General features: G+C 66.7%; 6 protein-coding genes. All 6 read left to right on the forward strand.

Going from position 1 to position 18,002, the window contains the following annotated elements:
* Positions 1–4 precede the first annotated feature (4 nt).
* The 6 genes from QCE73_RS17275 to QCE73_RS17300 all read left to right on the forward strand — a co-directional run bounded on the left by QCE73_RS17275 (position 5) and on the right by QCE73_RS17300 (position 17,938).
* The gene (locus tag QCE73_RS17275) at positions 5–13,228 is read left to right on the forward strand and encodes a non-ribosomal peptide synthetase (RefSeq protein WP_309882563.1); all 13,224 of its coding nucleotides are present in this window, start codon (positions 5–7) and stop codon (positions 13,226–13,228) included.
* Positions 13,221–14,741, forward strand: a complete 1,521-nt coding sequence (locus tag QCE73_RS17280) for a 4-hydroxyphenylacetate 3-hydroxylase N-terminal domain-containing protein (RefSeq protein ID WP_309882564.1) — start codon at positions 13,221–13,223, stop codon at positions 14,739–14,741. The genes QCE73_RS17275 and QCE73_RS17280 overlap by 8 nt, the downstream gene beginning before the upstream one ends.
* 13 nt (positions 14,742–14,754) lie before the next feature.
* Positions 14,755–14,958 carry an MbtH family protein gene (locus QCE73_RS17285; RefSeq protein WP_309882566.1) on the forward strand — a complete coding sequence of 68 codons (204 nt, stop codon included), beginning with the start codon at positions 14,755–14,757 and terminating at the stop codon, positions 14,956–14,958.
* Positions 14,959–14,978: 20 nt separating this feature from the next.
* Positions 14,979–16,613: a cyclic peptide export ABC transporter gene (locus QCE73_RS17290; RefSeq protein ID WP_309882567.1), complete on the forward strand. Its 1,635-nt coding sequence runs from the start codon at positions 14,979–14,981 to the stop codon at positions 16,611–16,613.
* Between the two features lie 220 nt (positions 16,614–16,833).
* On the forward strand, positions 16,834–17,031 hold the full coding sequence (locus QCE73_RS17295) for an MbtH family protein (protein ID WP_309882569.1): 198 nt from the start codon (positions 16,834–16,836) through the stop codon (positions 17,029–17,031).
* Positions 17,032–17,041: 10 nt separating this feature from the next.
* On the forward strand, positions 17,042–17,938 hold the full coding sequence (locus QCE73_RS17300) for a cupin-like domain-containing protein (RefSeq protein WP_309882571.1): 897 nt from the start codon (positions 17,042–17,044) through the stop codon (positions 17,936–17,938).
* Positions 17,939–18,002 lie beyond the last annotated feature (64 nt).

Genomic DNA, 18,002 nt, shown 5'->3' on the forward strand with positions numbered 1-18,002 from the left:
TTGAATGGACGCGTTGACCGATCCGATCGACGGCGGCCACGACGCGACGCGCTGGTCCGCCGACGAGCTGACGACGCTGACCGTATGCGACCTTCTGGAGCGTCAGGCCGCGCGCACGCCCACGACCGTGGCGTTATTGCACGGCGCGCGCCAGATGACGTACGCGGAACTGAACGTGCGCGCGAACCGGCTGGGCGATATGCTCATGTCGCACGGGCTCGGGCCGGGGGACATCGTCGCGATCGCGCTGCCGCGTTCGTTCGACATGGTGCTGGCCATTCTCGGCGTGCTCAGAAGCGGCGCGGCCTATCTTCCGCTCGATCCCGCGTATCCGGTTGATCGGCTCGCCTTCATGGCGCGCGATGCGCGGCCGTCGTGCGTGCTGACCAACACGAGCCTCGCCGCCGAGCTCGCCGAAATCGTGCGGGAGATTCCGATACTGCATATGGTCGATCTCCCCGCGAGCGATCATGTCGCGCGTGAGGATACAGCGCATCGCAGGGAAGCACGGCCGCTCGATGCGGCGTATGTCATCTATACGTCGGGCTCGACGGGCCGCCCGAAAGGTGTGGTCGGCCTGCATGCCGGCCTCGTCAATCGACTGTGCTGGGTGGCCGAAACCTACGCGTTCGCGCCCGGTGAAACGGTGCTCGCCAAAAGCTCGATGAGCTTCATCGATGGCGCGACGGAACTGCTCGCGCCGCTGATCGCCGGCGCCACGGTCGCGCTGACCGATGCCGACGTCGCCAGAGACCCGGCGCTGCTGGCGGCCGAGATTCCGCGTCTGGATATCGGCCGCATCACGGTTGTTCCCAGCTTGCTCGCGGCGCTGCTCGATCAGCCCGATCACGTCGCGCTCAACCGCTGTCCACTCTGGATATGCAGCGGCGAAACGCTGCCGCCCGCGCTGGCGGAACGCTTTGCCGCCTGCGTGCCCGATGCCTGTCTCGTCAATTTCTACGGGTCGTCGGAGGCGAGCGGCGACAGCCTGCATGCCGTCGCCACGCCGGCCAACGGCGCGCCCGTCGGCCACGAGATCTGGAACACATCGGCTTATGTGCTCGATGAACGCCTGCAACCCTGCGCCACGGGCGAAGCCGGCGAGCTCTATCTCGCGGGCGCGGGACTGGCCCGAGGCTATCTCGGACAACCCGGCCTCACGGCAGAGCGCTTTCTGGCAGACCCGCACGGTCCGTCCGGCTCGCGAATGTATCGCACCGGCGACCGGGCGCGACGGCGCGGCGACAACGAAGTCGAATATCTCGGCCGCGCCGACAGGCAGGTCAAGATACGCGGCTTTCGCGTCGAGCCGGGCGAAATCGAGGCTGCGCTCTTCGGGCATCCGCATGTCGCGGCGGCGGCCGTCCTCCTTCAGGTAGATGCGCCGGGCGATGAACGGCTCGTCGCTTATGTCGTGCCCGTGGCCGGCTATGAAGAAGCCGCCGTGCGCGAGTCGCTGGCGCGCCGGATGCCCGACTACATGCTGCCGTCGGCCTTCGTCGCGATGTCCGCGTTGCCGCTCCTTCCCAACGGCAAGCTCGATCGCGCCGCCTTGCCCAAAGCGATGCGTGACGGCGCTCGCGGTCCTTCCGGCAGAACGCCCGTCGAGATCGAACTCGCGCGCCTGTTCGCCGATGTGCTGCGGCTGGATGACGTCGGCATCCACGATGACTTCTTCGCATCGGGCGGCCATTCGCTGCTTGCCGCACAGCTCGCGAACCGGATACGCGCCGTATTGCAGATCGATGCGAGTGTCAGCGATGTGTTCCGCGCGCCGACCGTCGAACGGCTTGCCGCGTTGCTCGAAGGCGGCGGCACGCGGCGGCTGCGCCTGTCGGCGGAGGCATCGCGCGAGCGCGCCTGCCTGTCGGCGGGACAGCAGGGATTGTGGTTTCTGGCGCGGCTGGGCGATGGCGCGGCGGCCGCCGCCTACAACCTGCCCTACGCCTTCGAGCTGTCCGGTCCGTGCGATGCGCACGCGCTGCGCCTCGCGCTTCACGATGTCGCCGCCCGGCACGACAGCCTGCGCACGCTCTTTCGTCATGCGGACGACGGCCCGTATCAGCATGTCCTGCGCGCGAGCGAACTCGATGACCTGCTCGCCGTGACGGACATCACGCCCGCCGAACTCGATCGCCATATCGCCGACGAGACCGGCGCGCCCTTCGACCTCGAAAGCCGCGTTCCCTTCAGGGCGCGCCTGCTGCGCTGTACGCAAGATCGCGCCGTATTGGTTTTCAACTTTCACCACATCGCCTTCGATGGCGCGTCGCTCGCGCCGTTTCTGCGCGACGTATCGACGGCCTATGCCGCGCGGCGCGCCGGCACGCGACCGGACCTGCCGCCGCTGCCGGTGCAATACGCCGATTTCGCCGACTGGCAGCGCAAGCTGCTCGGCTCCGTCCACGAAACGGGCAGTCTCGCGCAACGGCAGCTCGCCTACTGGCGCGGCATGCTGGCCGAGCTTCCCGACGAATTGCCGCTGCCGCGCGTGCGCCCGCGACCGGCCGACGCGCTGGGCCGCGCCGAACGCATCGCGTTCCGGATCGATCCGGATTTGCATCGTCGCGCGGCGCACTTCGCGCAGGCTCATCACGCCACGCTCTTCATGGTGTTGCAGTGCGCGCTGGTCGCGGTGCTGCGGCGTTTCGGCGCCGGTACCGACGTGTTCATCGGCACGCCGGGCGAGGGGCGCTTCGACGAGCAGCTCAAGGACCTCGTCGGCTACTTCGTGAACAGTCTGGTGCTGCGCGTCGATGCGAGCGGCAATCCGACGTTTCGCGAACTGCTCGCACGCGTGCGCGATGTCGATCTCGCCGCCTACGCCAATCAGGATGTGCCGTTTTCGAGCATCGTGGAGACGCTCAATCCCGAGCGCGGCGCCGCGCGTCATCCGCTGTTCCAGGTTGCGCTGACGCTCGAATATGGCGATGATGCGCGGCTCTCGCTGCAAGGCCTGACGGCGACGCCGCGCGCCATCGGCAATGCGGCGGCCAAGTTCGATCTCGCGTTCGAATTCATCGCCCACGGCGGCGACGATGACGGTCACGGCATCATCGAAGGCAGCCTCGAATTCGCCGCCGCTCTGTTCGAGCCCGCCACGGCCCGCCGCATGACAACCGCGTTTCAAGGTCTGCTCGATCAGGCCATCGCCGATCCCGACGCGGGCATCGGGCGTCATGTCGTGCTCGCGCCGGAGGAACGCGCGGCGCTGCTCGGATTCGGCGCGCCATCGCAGACGCGCCAGCGGGAAGCGCAGTCGATCCCGCAACGCTTCGCGCAGATCGTCGAGCGGCAGCCGCATGCCATCGCGTTGCGTTGCGGCGCGCACGCACTGACGTATCGGCAGCTCGACCGGATGTCGAACCGGCTCGCGCATCGGCTCGCGGCGCACGGCGTCGCGCTCGAAACGCGCGTCGCCGTCGATATGGCGCGCTCGCTTGAGTTGATCGTCGCGACGCTCGCCATCGTGAAGGCCGGCGGATGCTATCTGCCGCTCTATCGCGGTCAGCCGCCTGAGCGCATACGGCGCATGCTCGAAGACACGCAAGCCGCGCTCGTGCTCCACGATACCGACACACACCCCGGCTATGGCGCCGTGGCAACGCTGCGCATCGATCCCGCGATGCTCGACGAAGGCGACGACAGTGCCCTCGCCATCGACATCGCGCCGCAGTGCCTGATCAACGTCATGTACACGTCCGGCTCGTCCGGGCTGCCCAAAGGCATCGAGCTGACGCACAGGGGCATCGTCGATATGGCGATGGATCTGCTCGATCTTACGGCGCAACGCGTGCTGTTCCAGTCGGCCTATGCGTTCGACGCCAGCAGCTATGAAATCTGGAGCGCGCTATTGCGCGGCGACGAGCTCGCCGTGGCTTCATGCGAGCAGTTGACGCCCGCCGATCTGCGCCGCGAAATCGCCGGCCACGGCGCGAACAATCTTCTTCTGACGACGAGCCTTTTCAATCTGCTGGTCACGGAAGACCTGGAGTGCCTGAACGGCCTGCGCACGATCCTGACGGGCGGCGACACGGCCTCGGTCGCGAGCTTCCAGCGCGTCTTGCAACGCTTTCCGGAGATCACCCTCCTGAACTGCTACGGCCCGACCGAGACCAGCGTGTTCGTCACAAGCTTTCCGGCGAGGCCCGACCGGCGGCTGCGGCATCCGGTTCCGATCGGCGCGCCGCGTGCTTCCGCGCAGATTCACGTGCTCGACGACTTCCTGAACCTTTGCCCGATCGGCGTGGCGGGCGATCTCTATATCGCGGGCGATGTCCTCGCGCGCGGATATGTCGGGCAGACGGGCATCACGGCCGAGCGCTTCGTCGCCGATCCCTACGGACGGCCCGGCGCGCGCATGTACCGCACCGGCGATCTCGCGCGCTGGAACGAACAGGGCGAGCTGGAATTCGCCGGCCGCGCCGATCAACAGGTGAAGGTGCGCGGACTGCGCGTGGAACCCGGCGAAATCGAAACCGCGCTGTCCGAGCAGCCCGCGATCCGCGCGTGTGCGGTGCTGGCGCAGCAGGACGGCGCGACCGGCAGCCGTCTCGTGGCTTATGTCGTCGCCGACGAGCATTACGACGAGCGGCATGTGCGCGCGGCGCTCCGGCAGCGTCTGCCCGACTACATGGTGCCGGTCGGCTTCGTGAGGCTCGACAGGCTTCCGATCACACGAAACGGCAAGCTCGACCGCAAGGCGCTGCCGGCCTATCAGGCGCGAACATCGGCGACGCGCCCGCCCGCGACGCCGCGCGAAGCCGCGCTGGCGAAGCTGTTCGCGGACGAGCTCGATATCGAATCCGTCGGTGCGGACGATGGCTTCTTCGCGCTGGGCGGCGACAGCATCCTGTCGATTCAACTCGTCAGCCGCGCGCGCAAGGCGGGGCTCGTGCTGACGCCCGCGGATGTCTTCCGCGAAAAGACGCCGGCTGCGCTCGCTGTCGTCGCGCGCGATCTGAGCATCGAGCCGCAGGCCGCCGATGCAGCATGGCCGGACATGCTGGCCGCGTTGCGAGCCGACGTTCCCGACGCGGCGGACGTTCTCCCGCTCGCGCCGTTGCAGGAAGGGCTGTTCTTCCATGCCATGTTCGACGCCGCCGGTCCCGATCCGTACATCGTGCAACTGGTGCTCTCGTTCGAAGGCGACCTGAACCGTAACCGGCTGCATGCCGCGCTGAACAGCCTGATCGAACGGCACGAAGCGTTACGTGTCAGCTTTCACGCCGTCGATGGACGCACCGTGCAGGCGCTGCGCCGCGCCGTCGAAACGCGCTGGCGAGACATCGATCTAACCGACGCCGCGAATCCGCACGACGCGCTCGCGGACTGGCTTCGGCAGGACCGCGAGCATCGCTTCGATCTGACTTCGGCGCCGCTGCTGCGCGCCGCCCTGCTGCGGCTCGGCCACGGTCATCATCGGCTGGTGCTGAGCCTTCATCATCTCCTGATCGATGGCTGGTCGATGCCCGTCATCGTGTCCGAGCTGATGCAGGCTTACGCCGGCGAAGCGCTCGGCCATGCGCCGCCGTTGCGCGATCAGTTCGTCTGGCTGGCGAAGCAGGATCGCGAGTCCGCACGCAGCGCGTGGAAGGCGGCGCTCGACGGGCTGGACGGACCGACGCGTCTCGTCGCCAACGCGGACCCCGGCGCGAACGCCGCGCGGCAGGAATCCGTCGCCGGCACGCTCGATACGGAAACGACGGCGCGTCTCGTTGACTGCGCGCGCCATCGCGGCCTGACGCTGGCCACCTTCGCGCAGGGTGCGTGGGCGATCCTCCTCGGCCATTGGGCCGGGCGGCACGATGTCGTCTTCGGCGTCACGGCAGCGGGACGGCCGGCCGAGTTGCAAGACGTCGAAAAGCGCGTCGGGCTTTTCATCAACACGCTTCCGCTGCGCGCGACCCTGCACGCCGGCGAGACGGTCGCGCAGTTGCTCGAACGCATCCAGCGGGACCAGTCCGCGCTGCTGCCTCATCAGCACATCGGGTTGACCGAGGTGCAGGCGCTCGTCGGGCACGGCGAGTTGTTCGACACGCTGGTGGTCGTCGAAAACTATCCCGCCGCGCGCATGCAAAGCGAGATCGACGGCGTCGTGCTGGCAGGGATGACCGTCAACGACACGACGCACTATCCGGTCAGCCTGATGGTCACGCCGGGGCGCGAACTGGAGTTGCGGATCGATCATCGCGCGGATCGGGTGTCCGCCGACGATGCGCGGCGGCTTCTCGCCACGCTCGTGCAAATCCTGCGGTCGATGGCGGCGCAGCCGGACGGTCTCGTCGGGCGCATCGACCTGCTTGCGCGCGGCGAACGCGACGAGATCGAGCGCTGGAACGCAAGCGCGCATCCCGTCGATCAGGACGATGTCGCGGCGCGCTTCAGCGCCCAGGCGGCGCGCACGCCGGACGCCATCGCGGTGACGCAGGGATCGGATCAACTGACGTATCGCGAACTCGACATGCGCTCGAACGCGCTGGCTCATTTCCTCGTCGAGCACGGCATCGGGCCGGAGCGCATCGTCGCCCTGACCATGCACCGGACGCCCGACATGGTTATCGCGATGCTCGGCGTGCTCAAGAGCGGCGGCGCCTATCTGCCGGTCGATCCGCATTATCCGCAGGCACGCATCGACGCGATGCTCGCCGATGCGCGGCCCGCGCGCACGCTCTCCACGCTGCCGCCGCTCGCGGGCTGGCCCACCAGCGCGCTCGTGCGCGCCGTCGCGCCCGGTCATCCCGCGTATGTCGTCTATACATCGGGTTCCAGCGGCAAGCCGAAGGGCGTCGTCGTGACGCGTGCGGGCATCGCGAGTCTGGTCGGCGCGCAGGCCGAGCGCTTCGGCATCACGGAAGCATCGCGCGTGTTGCAGTTCGCGTCGCTCTCGTTCGATGCCGCCGTCTCCGAAGTGCTCGTCACGCTGCTGCGCGGCGCGCGCCTCGTTCTCGCCGATCCGGCGTTGATGTCGGCGGAGCGTCTCGCCGGGCTGATCCGCGAGCAGGACATCACCTGCGTGACGCTGCCGCCCGCGCTGCTGGCGGTCATGGACCCGGCGACGATTCCCGCCGCGTGCACGATCGTCACCGCCGGCGAGGCGATCTCGCCCGACACGGCGGGACGCTGGTCGAACGGGCGTCGGCTCATCAACGCCTACGGGCCGACGGAAGTCACCGTATGCGCGACGATGAGCGACGACCTCGCCGGCCAGCTCGCGCCGCCGATCGGACGTCCGGTGTGGAACAGCCAGGTGCATGTGCTCGACGCCTGCCTGCGACCGTGCGCGGCGGGCGTGACCGGCGAGATCTACGTCGCGGGCGCGGGACTGGCGCGCGGATACTTCGCGCGGCCCGACCTGACGGCCGAGCGCTTCGTCGCCAATCCGTTCGGCGCGGCAGGGACGCGGCTTTATCGCACGGGCGATCTGGGACGCTGGCGAGCCGATGGCCAACTCGACTATCTCGGCCGCGCCGATCAGCAGATCAAGTTACGCGGCTTTCGCATCGAGCCGGGAGAAATCGAAGCCGTGCTGATGGAAGACGATGGCGTGCGCTCCTGCGCCGTCGCCGTGCGTGAACGACAGCTCGTCGCCTACGTCGTGCCGGCATCGACGTTCGAAGCGCAATCGCTGCGCGCCGCCGTCGCGAGACGTCTGCCCGCGCACATGGCGCCGTCGGCGTTCGTGGTGCTCGACGCGCTGCCGCTCACGCCCAACGGCAAGCTCGATCGCAAGGCGTTGCCCGCGCCGCCGCGCGAGGTATCGGCGCGGCGCGTTCCGGCGACCGAACGGGAAGCCGCGATCGCGCGGCTCTTCGGCGAAGTGCTCGACCGCGAGGATGTGCAGGCGGACGACAGCTTCTTCGCGCTGGGCGGAGACAGCATCCTGTCGATCCGCTTCGTGAGCCGCGCGCGTGCGGCGGGTCTCGATCTGAGCCCGGCCGATGTGTTCCGGCACAAAACGCCATCCGGCCTCGCGCAGATCGCCGGCGTTCTCTCCGATGCCGGACGCGCCACGGCATCGCCGCCAAAAGACGATGCGACCGGCCGCGTGCCCGCCACGCCCATCATGCGATGGCTAAGCGGGCGCGGCGGCGCGATCGGCGCATTCAGCCAGTCCATGCGGATAAGCTTGCCGGCCAACGCGCGTCACGCGACGCTCGTGCAGGCATTGCAGGCGGCAATCACGCGGCATGCGTTGCTGCGGGCGCGTCTTATCGACGGAGAACTCGATGTAACCCCCGGCGACGCCGATGCAGCGACGCTGCTGCAACGGATCGATGCACGCGACTGGACCAGCGCCGAAGTCGAACGCGACGCCGCGCGTCAGCAACACTCGCTCGAACGATGGCTCGCGCCGCAACAGGGCCGCGTGCTGCGGGCCGTCTGGTACGACCGGCGCGCGGCGGCGAGCATGCTCCTGCTCACGATCCATCATCTCGTCGTGGATGGCGTGTCATGGCGCATCCTGCTCGACGATCTCGCAGAGGCCTACGATCTCGCCGCGCGCGGCCAGCCGTGCGTCCTGCCGCCCGTGCCGACGTCCTTTCACCGCTGGGCGCGCCATCTTCACGAGGATGCGCACGCCGCGCGGCGCGTCGCCGAACTCGATCGCTGGCGATGGATCGTCTCCGCCGCCGACTTGCCGCTCGCCGCGCGCCCGCTCGAACGCACCGACACGCTGGCGACGGCGCGCCGCGTGAGCGCGCAGCTCGACGCCGCGACCACGATGCGACTGCTCGGCAGCGTTCCCGCGTTGTTCCGCGGCGGCGTGAACGACGTCCTGCTCGCGGGCTACGCGCTCGCCGTGGCCGGATGGCGCGGCGCGAGCGGTCCGGTCCTGCTCGATCTCGAAGGGCATGGCCGCGAGCCGGGCGACAGCGGCCTCGATCTGTCGCAGACGGTGGGCTGGTTCACGAGCCTTCATCCCGTGCGCATCGATATCGACAGCGTCGAAACCGGCGCGATGCCGCTTTCCGCGCTCGTGAAGCGGGTCAAGGAAGCGTTGCGGGCGCTGCCGGATAACGGCATCGGATATGGGCTGCTGCGCTATCTCAATGCGCGGACGGCCGCGCATCTGCAAGGCGCGCGCGCGCAACTGTCGTTCAACTATCTCGGCCGCTTCGGCGGTTCGGGCGGCGTCTGGTCGGCGGCAGGCGGCCTGTCGCTCGAAGGCGGCGACGATGCCGATGCGCCCTTGTCCCATGCCATTGCGCTGGATGCACAGGTCATCGACGGCGACGACGGGCCGCAGCTGCACGCGCACTGGACCTTCGCGGGCGGCCTGTTCGACGAGACATCGATTCGCGAACTGGCCCGCCGCTGGTTCGACGCGCTCTGCGGCATGGCGCGGCTCGAATCCGGCGGCCTGACGCCATCGGATGTCGGCGGCGATTTCACGCAAGCGGAGATCGACGCAATCGAGATCGCGACGCCCGGCGCGCAGGACATCCTGCCGCTTCTGCCCTTGCAGGAAGGGCTGTTGTTCCATTCGCTCTACGATGCGTCCGGCCCCGATCCCTATATCGCGCAAGTTTCGCTGACCTTGGAAGGACACGTCGATGCCGCGCGTCTGCGGACCGCGGCGGACGCGCTGCTGGCGCGTCACGAAGCCTTGCGCGTGAGCATTCGCACCGTGAGCGGGCGGCCGGTTCAGGTCGTCGCCGGTTCGGTGAACGCGCCGTGGCGTGCGGTGGATATTTCGGGCGCGCAAGACATCGCCGGGGCGCTGTCGGCCCTGCTCGCGTCGGAACGCGAACGCCGCTTCGATCTCGAACGCGCGCCGCTCCTGCGCTTCGCGCTCGTCAAGACGGGTCCGCGACGGCATCGGCTCGTGATGAGCAACCATCATCTGCTGCTCGATGGCTGGTCGATGCCGGTCGTGGTGTCCGATCTGATGTCGCTGTATGCGGGCGATGCGCCGAAACCCGCGTTTGCGCTGCGCGATCAACACGCATGGCTGAAGCGCCAGGACAAGGCGGCCGCGCGCGCCGCCTGGCGCGAAGCGCTGCGCGGACTGGACGGGCCGACTCGGCTGACGCGGCCCGAACCGGGTTCGCCTGCGCCCGACGCGCGCACGATCCGTATCGATCTGCCCGAGAGCCTGAGCGGCGCGCTCGTCACGCTGGCGCAACGCCACGAAGCGACGATGAGCACGATCCTCCAGGCCTCCTGGGCCGTGCTGCTCGCCCGGCTCACGGGACGCGGGGACATCGTGTTTGGCATCACCGTGTCGGGGCGTCCCGCCGAGTTGCCGGATATCGAGCGGCGCGTCGGCCTCTTCATCAATACGCTGCCGCTGCGCGTCGCGCTCGATCCGGGCGAGCGCTGGCCCGATCTGTTCCGGCGCATGCAGGCGGCGCAAGCGGACCTGTTGCCGCATCAGCATCTCGGCCTCACGGAAATCCTGGAGCAGTCCGGACACGGCGAACTGTTCGACTCCCTGCTGATCGTCGAGAACTATCCGATGGATGCTCGCCGCCTGCACGGCGCGTCGGATGGGCTCGCGATCGCGGGCATCGACGGTTACGACGGCACGCACTATCCCGTGACGCTCGTCGCGATGCCGGGCGAACGCATGACGCTGCGTCTCGATTGCCGGATCAGCCAGTTCGATGCCGAAGCAGCGCACAAGTTGTTGAACCGGTTCGTGCGCGTGCTGGAGCACGTCGCGGCGGCGCCGGAAGAGGCGGTCATCGCCCGCGATCTGCTCGCGCTCGCCGAAGCCGAACGCATGAGCGCGTGGAATCGAACGACGCGCGCCATTCCCGATGACGACGTCGCGGCGCAGTTTTCGCGGCAGGCGCGGCGCACGCCTGAGCTCGTCGCGATCGAGCAGGACGAAACGCGCTGGACTTACGCCGATATCGACCGGCGCTCGGATGATTTCGCACATGCGCTGATCGCACGCGGCATCGGACCCGACGATCTGGTCGCGCTGACCTTGCCGCGCACGCCCGACATCGTGGTGGCCATGCTCGGCGTCCTGAAGAGCGGCGCGGCCTTCCTTCCGATCGATCCCGCTTATCCGCAGACGCGCATCGCGACCATGCTCGCCGACGCAAAACCCGCGCTCGTCGTCGAACGCTTGCCGGCGCACGACGGCGGCGTCGCGGTATTCGCCGCCATCGCGCCCGCTGCGCGCGCCGAGCATCTGGCCTATGTGATCTATACGTCCGGCTCGACCGGCACGCCCAAGGGCGTCGCGGTGCCGCGCGCCGGCCTCGTCAACCTGCTTGCGGCGATGCAGGAGCGCATCGGCCTGAAATCCGGCGACCGCCTGCTCGCGGTGACGACGCTGGGCTTCGATATCGCGTGCCTCGAATTGCTCGGTCCGCTGCTCGCGGGCGCGACGATCGTGCTGGCCGCCTCCGACGACGTGAAGGATCCGCGCCGGCTCGCGCGCCTCGCCGATGCATCGCGGGCGAACGTGATGCAGGCGACGCCGACACTCTGGGACGCGCTGCTGCGCGAAATCGAAGATGGGCCGCAGCCCGCGTTCAAGCTCGCGCTGACCGGCGGCGAAGCGCTGTCCGCGCGCCTCGCGGAACGGCTGCGCGCTCATGCCCGCCGCGTGATCAATGTCTATGGGCCGACCGAAACCACGATCTGGTCGACATCGGCGGAGCTTGCGGCGGACCGGGCGCGAAACGGCATCGGACGGCCGGTCTGGAATACGCGCGTGCATGTGCTCGATCGCTGGCTGGGCCGCTGCCCGCCGGGGACGGCTGGCGATCTCTATATCGCCGGGCGGGGACTCGCGCGCGGATATATCGGCAGGCCCGATCTGACCGGCGAGCGTTTCGTCGCCGATCCCTACGGCGCGCCGGGCGAACGCATGTATCGAACAGGCGATCTGGCACGCTGGTCCGCCGACGGCGAACTCGAATTTCTCGGCCGCTCCGATCATCAGGTCAAGATACGCGGCTTTCGCGTCGAGACTGGCGAGGCGGAAGCCGTGTTGCGCGCGCAGGCATCGGTGCGTGACTGCGCCGTTGCGCTGGTGGACGGGCAACTGGCCGCTTATGTCGTCGCCGATGCGGACTACGACGAAGCCCAGGTGCGCGATGCACTCGCCCGCAGTTTGCCCGACTACATGGTGCCGGCAAGCTTCACGACGCTCGATCGCCTGCCCGTGACGCTCAACGGCAAGCTCGATCGCGCCGCGTTGCCAGCGCCCATGCACGCGCCGCGACGCTTCCTCGCCCCGCGCGACGCCCGCGAAGCGGAACTGGCGCGGCTCTTCGCGGAGGCGCTGGAGCGCGAGGCCGTATCGATCGACGATAACTTCTTCGCGCTCGGCGGACATTCGCTGCGCGCGGCGCGGCTCGTCAACCGCGTCCGCGATTCGCTGGGCGTGGATCCCGGCATTCGCGCGCTGTTCGAGGCGCCGACCGTCGCGCGGCTGGCCGCGCGGCTGCGGCACGGTCAGGCGTCGGATGCGCTCGCGCCGCTGTTGCCGCTACAACATGCGAGCGCCGCCGCGCCGCTCTTCTGCGTGCATCCCGGATATGGCCTGAGCTGGTGCTATGCGACGCTCATTCCGCATATCGGCGTCGATGTTCCGCTCTACGGTCTGCAATCCCCGATGCTGAGCGGCGAGGCGCCGCCGCCTTCGGTCGCCGGGCTCGCGGACCGGTATATCGCGCATATCCGCACGATCCAGCCGCGCGGTCCGTATCGCCTGATGGGATGGTCGTTCGGCGGCCTCGTCGCGCATCGGATCGCGACGAGCCTCGAAGCGCAGGGCGAGACCGTCGCGCATGTCGTGCTGCTCGACAGCACGCTGCCCCAGAGTCCGCCGCACGACACGCTCGCGCCGGCCACGCATCTTGGCAATGTCCTCGCGATGATCGGCTATCCGGCCAGCGACACCGCGCCCGGCGCGCTGCGCTGGGACCGCGTGATGGACCATATGCGCGCGATCGAAAGCCCGCTCGCGCATGTACCGCAAAGCGCGTTGCCGGCGCTGGTCGAGGTCACCGCTTGTCATGCGGCGCTCGCCGCCGCGTTCCGGCCCGCGCCGCTCAGCGCGCCGGTCACGTTCATGCGCGCCACGGCGACGCCGTCCGGCGAATCGTCGCTGCGTGCATGGCGCGCGAGCGCACGCGGCGCGCTCGACATCATCGATGTGCCCTATGAACACGACCACATGATGCGGGCCGACGCGCTCGCCGTCATCGGACCGATCATTCGTGATCTATTTGCCAATCGGGTGAGACACAGTGAATGAGCTATCGCGGCATCTGGCGGCGCGGCCGCTGACCGGTCGGGCATTCATCGACAGCCTGCAGGACGGACGCGAGGTCTTCTTCGACGGCGAGCGGATCGACGGCATCGCGACTCATCCGGCGTTCCGCAACAGCGCGCGCTCGCTGGCGCGCCTCTACGACGCCCTGCACGATCCCGCGCAGCAACCCGGCCTCACCTGCGCGACCGATACGGGCAACGGCGGCTACACGCACTGTTACTTCCGGCACGCGCGCAACGCGGAGGATCTCGTCGCGCAGCAGCAGGCCATCGCGGCATGGGCGCGCCTCACCTATGGCTGGATGGGACGCACGCCGGACTACAAGGCGTCGATCATGAACACGCTGAACGTGAACGCCGATTACTACGGGCCGTTCGCCGGCAACGCCCGGCAATGGCACAAGCTCGCGCAGGAAACCGTGCCCTTCATGAATCATGCGCTCGCCAATCCGCCGATCGATCGCGCGCGGCCCGAGAAGGCGCAGGACGTCTACATCCATATCGACGAGGAAACCGACGGCGGCCTCGTCATCTCGGGCGCGAAGGTCGTCGCGACGTCCGCCGCGTTCACGCACTACACGTTTCTCAGCCATCACGCCGGCATCGCCAAAAGCGACAAGAGCCGCGCCGTCATGTTCTTCACGCCGATGAACGCGCCGGGGCTCAAGCTCATCTGCCGGAACTCGTACGAATATCAGGCGACCCAGGTGTCGAGTCCCTTCGATTCGCCGCTCAGTTCCCGCTTCGACGAGAACGACGCAATCCTGATCCTCGACCGCGTGTTCGTGCCGTGGGAGAACGTGCTGAGTCACGGCACGGACGCCATGCCGCCGGATTTTCCGACCGCGTCCGGGTTCATGCACGGCACGAGCTTTCATGGCTGCACGCGATATGCGGTAAAGCTGGACTTTCTCACCGGGCTGCTCTCGAAAGCACTGCACGTCACGAGCGGCGACGAGTTTCGCGGCAATCAGGTGTTGCTCGGCGAGGTCATCGCGCTGCGTCACATGTTCTGGTCGCTCGCCAACACGATGGCGCGTCAGCCCGACCGCTGGATCGACGGCGCCGTGCTGCCGAATCTGCACGCCGCGCTGGCGTACCGCGCGCTCGCTCCGGATTCGTATGGGCGCATCAAGGAGATCGTCCACAAGATCGTGGCGTCCGCGCTGATCTATCTGCCCTCTTCCACGCGCGACTTCGACAACCCGGAAATCGACCGCTATCTGTCGCGCTACGTTCGCGGCTCCAACGGCATCGGGCATCGCGAACGCATCAAGCTGATGAAGCTCATGTGGGACGCGGTCGGCACCGAGTTCGCGGGGCGTCACGAGCTGTACGAACGCAATTACATGGGCAGCCACGAAGAAGTGAAAGTGCATCTGCAAGCGATGGCGTCGGCGGACGGATCACTGAAACAGATGACGGATCTCGTCGATCAGTGCCTCGCCGACTATGACGAACACGGATGGGTGAATCCCGTCTGGAAAACGCCATGACCCGGAGAGCGAGATGAATCCTTTCGATGACGAGACCGGCGAGTTTTTCGTTCTGCGCAACGATGAAGGGCAGCATTCACTGTGGCCGTCGTTCGCGGCCGTGCCCGCCGGATGGAACCGCGTGTTCGGCGTGGCGACGCGTCATGCATGCATCGACTACATCAACGAAAACTGGACCGACATACGGCCGGCGAGTCTGCGGCGTGAAGCGCCGTAGCATGGAGACCACGAGCACCCATGAAATTCATCAAGCTGCTGTTCGGCGAGGCCCGGCGCAATCGCACGCCCTTGCTGCTGGCATCGACATTGCCAGGGGTGATGATGTCCGGCGTGATCGCGCTGGTCACGACCGTGGCGAACTACGATCAGTCGAAGGGGCCGAATCTCTATCTGATGGCGTTCTTCGTCATCGCGAGCGTGGCGCTGCTTCTCGCGATGAACTATGCGCTCAACGCCACCACCGCCGTGATCTCGAACTTCATCCTGCAAAAGCGCCTGGACATCGCGCGGGCGGTGCGCTCGCTGGATCTGGAGGCCTATGAAAACATCGGCGCGATGCGCGTGGATTTCGCCATCGGCCGGGACTTGCAGACGATCGAGGAAGCCGCGCCGACCGTCATCGTGCTGATCTATTTCGTCACGCAATTATTGTCGTCGGCGCTGTATATCGGTTACCTGTCGCTGATCGCTTTCGCGGTCACGCTGCTGTTTCTCGGGGTCGCGACGTTCTTTTATCGCAGCAGTTATGCGCATGCGGAAGCGCTGTCGAAAGAAGCGACGGAACTCGAAAGCGCGTTTCGTTCCAGCTTCGATCATCTGTTGCGCGGCTTTCGCGAGATCAAGATGAATGCGCGCCGCGATACCGATCTCTTCGACAATTACATCGTGCAACGCGCGCTCGCCGTGCAGGATTTGCGCGTGAGTTCAGGCCGTGGCTTCAATCGCGGACAGACTCTAAGCGACGCGTTCTTCTACGGCCTGCTCGGCTGCATGGTGTTTCTGACGCCGTACTACATCAGCAATTCATCGACGCCCGCGAAGATCATTCTCGTCATCGTGTTTTCCGGCGGGGCCATCGCCAGTCTGATTCAGGCGCTGCCGGCGGTTTCCCGCGCCGATCTCGCGGTCGATCGGCTGCACGCGCTCGAACGCGAACTGGAGCAGGCGAAACGCGCGGCCGAAACGGGCCCCGGCGCATCCGCGCCCGTACTGGCGCATGGCATCGCGCTGCGCGACGTGAGTTACACCTATAAGTCGCCGGGCGAGCAGCAAGGCTTTCACGTCGGTCCGTGCGATCTGTTCATCAAGGCCGGAGAGATCACGTTCATCGCGGGCGGCAATGGCAGCGGCAAATCGACCCTGCTGAATCTGATCACCCAGTTATATGCGCAGGATGCGGGCGAAGTGCGCTGGGATGACAAGACCGTCACCGATGCCAACGCGACAGCCTACAGGCAGCTCTTTTCGGTGATCTTCTCCGACTTCCATCTGTTCGACCGTCTCTATGGCCTCGACGCCGCGCACGACGATCTGGCCGATCTGATTCGGGAAATGGACCTGTCCGACAAGGTTCACTACAACCTCGGGCGCTTCAGCACGACGGACCTGTCGAGCGGTCAGCGCAAGCGGCTCGCGATGGTGAGCGCGCTCGCGGAAGGCCGGCCCGTGCTGATCTTCGATGAATGGGCCGCCGATCAGGACCCGCAGTTCCGTCGCTATTACTACGAGAAACTTTTGCCGAGGCTGAAGGCGGCGGGCAAGACGATCATCGCCGTCAGTCACGACGATCGCTGGTTCAACGCCGCCGACAAGGTCGTCTGGATGGAAGAAGGCAAAGTCCAGCGCGTGATGACGACACCCGCCGCTACATGAACGCTTCGTGACACGCGCGATGACGTTCAATTCCGCTTGATCCGGAATCGAAGCCGATATGTAATAGCGAGGCATTCCTCATCACTGGCGCAAGACGCTCATCGGTCTGGGGCGCGCCGCTTCCGGCATGGCCGGATTGCCTGCGCGACTTCTAATTCATTGCTAACTCCCGGCGCCTATATTTCGTTGCAACCCGAAGCACGAACAAGGGAGCAACAGCATGGACAACCCATTCGACGACGATGACGGCACGTTCTGTGTCCTCATCAACGAATCGCGGCAGCGCTCGCTCTGGCCCGCTCATCTCGACGTTCCTGCCGGCTGGGAAGTGGAGCATACGATTAGTTCACGAAAGCAATGTCTGGACTACATCGATGCGCACTGGACCGATCAGCGGTCCGACCGAACCCCGATATGAGGAGTGGAAAATGACGAAGCGCGTCGTGAAAGTTATCGATCTCGTTCCGGGCCGGGCTGTACAGCTTGCGGCCATCGACAATCAGGCGATCGACCACGAAAGGTTCTGGCGCGACCATGTATGCGCACAGCAACCCGTCGTGATCAGACACGCTGTCACGAATTGGCCCGCTTTCAGGAAATGGGGCACGCCCGGCTACCTCGAAGCGCTGGCGAATCGCCAGGTGGGCGTGTCGGATACGTTCAACGCCAGTCCGGCCGGCGTCTGGTATCAAAACCTCCCGAAGTACGGTCTCGATGAAGCGATCGCGTGTCTGCGCAACGCGGGTCCGGACGACACCTTCGCCATTCGCGCCTTGCCGATTCCGCAGGAATGGAAGGCCGACCTCGGAAGCTACGATTTTCTGCACGCGAACCGGGATTTGCCGCCACGCGCTTATGCGCGCGACCGCCTCTTCATCTATCGGAATGCCTCGACCGAATGGCATTACCACACGACGGACGAGACGCTGACAACGCAGATCGTCGGCAGAAAGCGCGTCTCGATGTTCAGGCTCTCGAAGGAAGACTGGCATGCATACGCCGTGCCGATCAAATCCAACCTGCATCACATGGATGAACGGGCGCGCTTCTTTCCGGCGGACGCATCGCTGACCAAGTTCGAAGCGACGCTCGAACCCGGCGACGTTCTCTATATTCCGCCGTTCTGGTGGCATGGCGTCGATCCCGCCGATACCGGATTCGGCATCACGCTGGCGCATTGCTTCCGCACGCCGTTCAACCGGCTCGGCTCGCTCAGCGATCCGGCCGTGAAGGACGTGATCCGGGCACAGGGCAGTCTCATGCTGGCGCTTCGCATGAGAGCCTTCGTCGCGCTGGGCTCGCTTACCCGAATCGTGAATCCCTGAAGTGTTTCGTCCAGAACTCGCGTAACGATGTTTTCGAACATCGGTTTCCGGAGCACCCGCGTGC

Origin of the sequence: Caballeronia sp. LZ029, assembly GCF_031451275.1 — a bacterium.
GTDB classification, from domain to species: domain Bacteria; phylum Pseudomonadota; class Gammaproteobacteria; order Burkholderiales; family Burkholderiaceae; genus Caballeronia; species Caballeronia jiangsuensis.

Coding starts and splice junctions, on each gene's coding strand:
- QCE73_RS17275 (WP_309882563.1), top strand. CDS start 5: ATGGACGCGTTGACCGATCCGATCGACGGCGGCCACGACGCGACGCGC.
- QCE73_RS17285 (WP_309882566.1), top strand. CDS start 14,755: ATGAATCCTTTCGATGACGAGACCGGCGAGTTTTTCGTTCTGCGCAAC.
- QCE73_RS17290 (WP_309882567.1), top strand. CDS start 14,979: ATGAAATTCATCAAGCTGCTGTTCGGCGAGGCCCGGCGCAATCGCACG.
- QCE73_RS17295 (WP_309882569.1), top strand. CDS start 16,834: ATGGACAACCCATTCGACGACGATGACGGCACGTTCTGTGTCCTCATC.
- QCE73_RS17300 (WP_309882571.1), top strand. CDS start 17,042: ATGACGAAGCGCGTCGTGAAAGTTATCGATCTCGTTCCGGGCCGGGCT.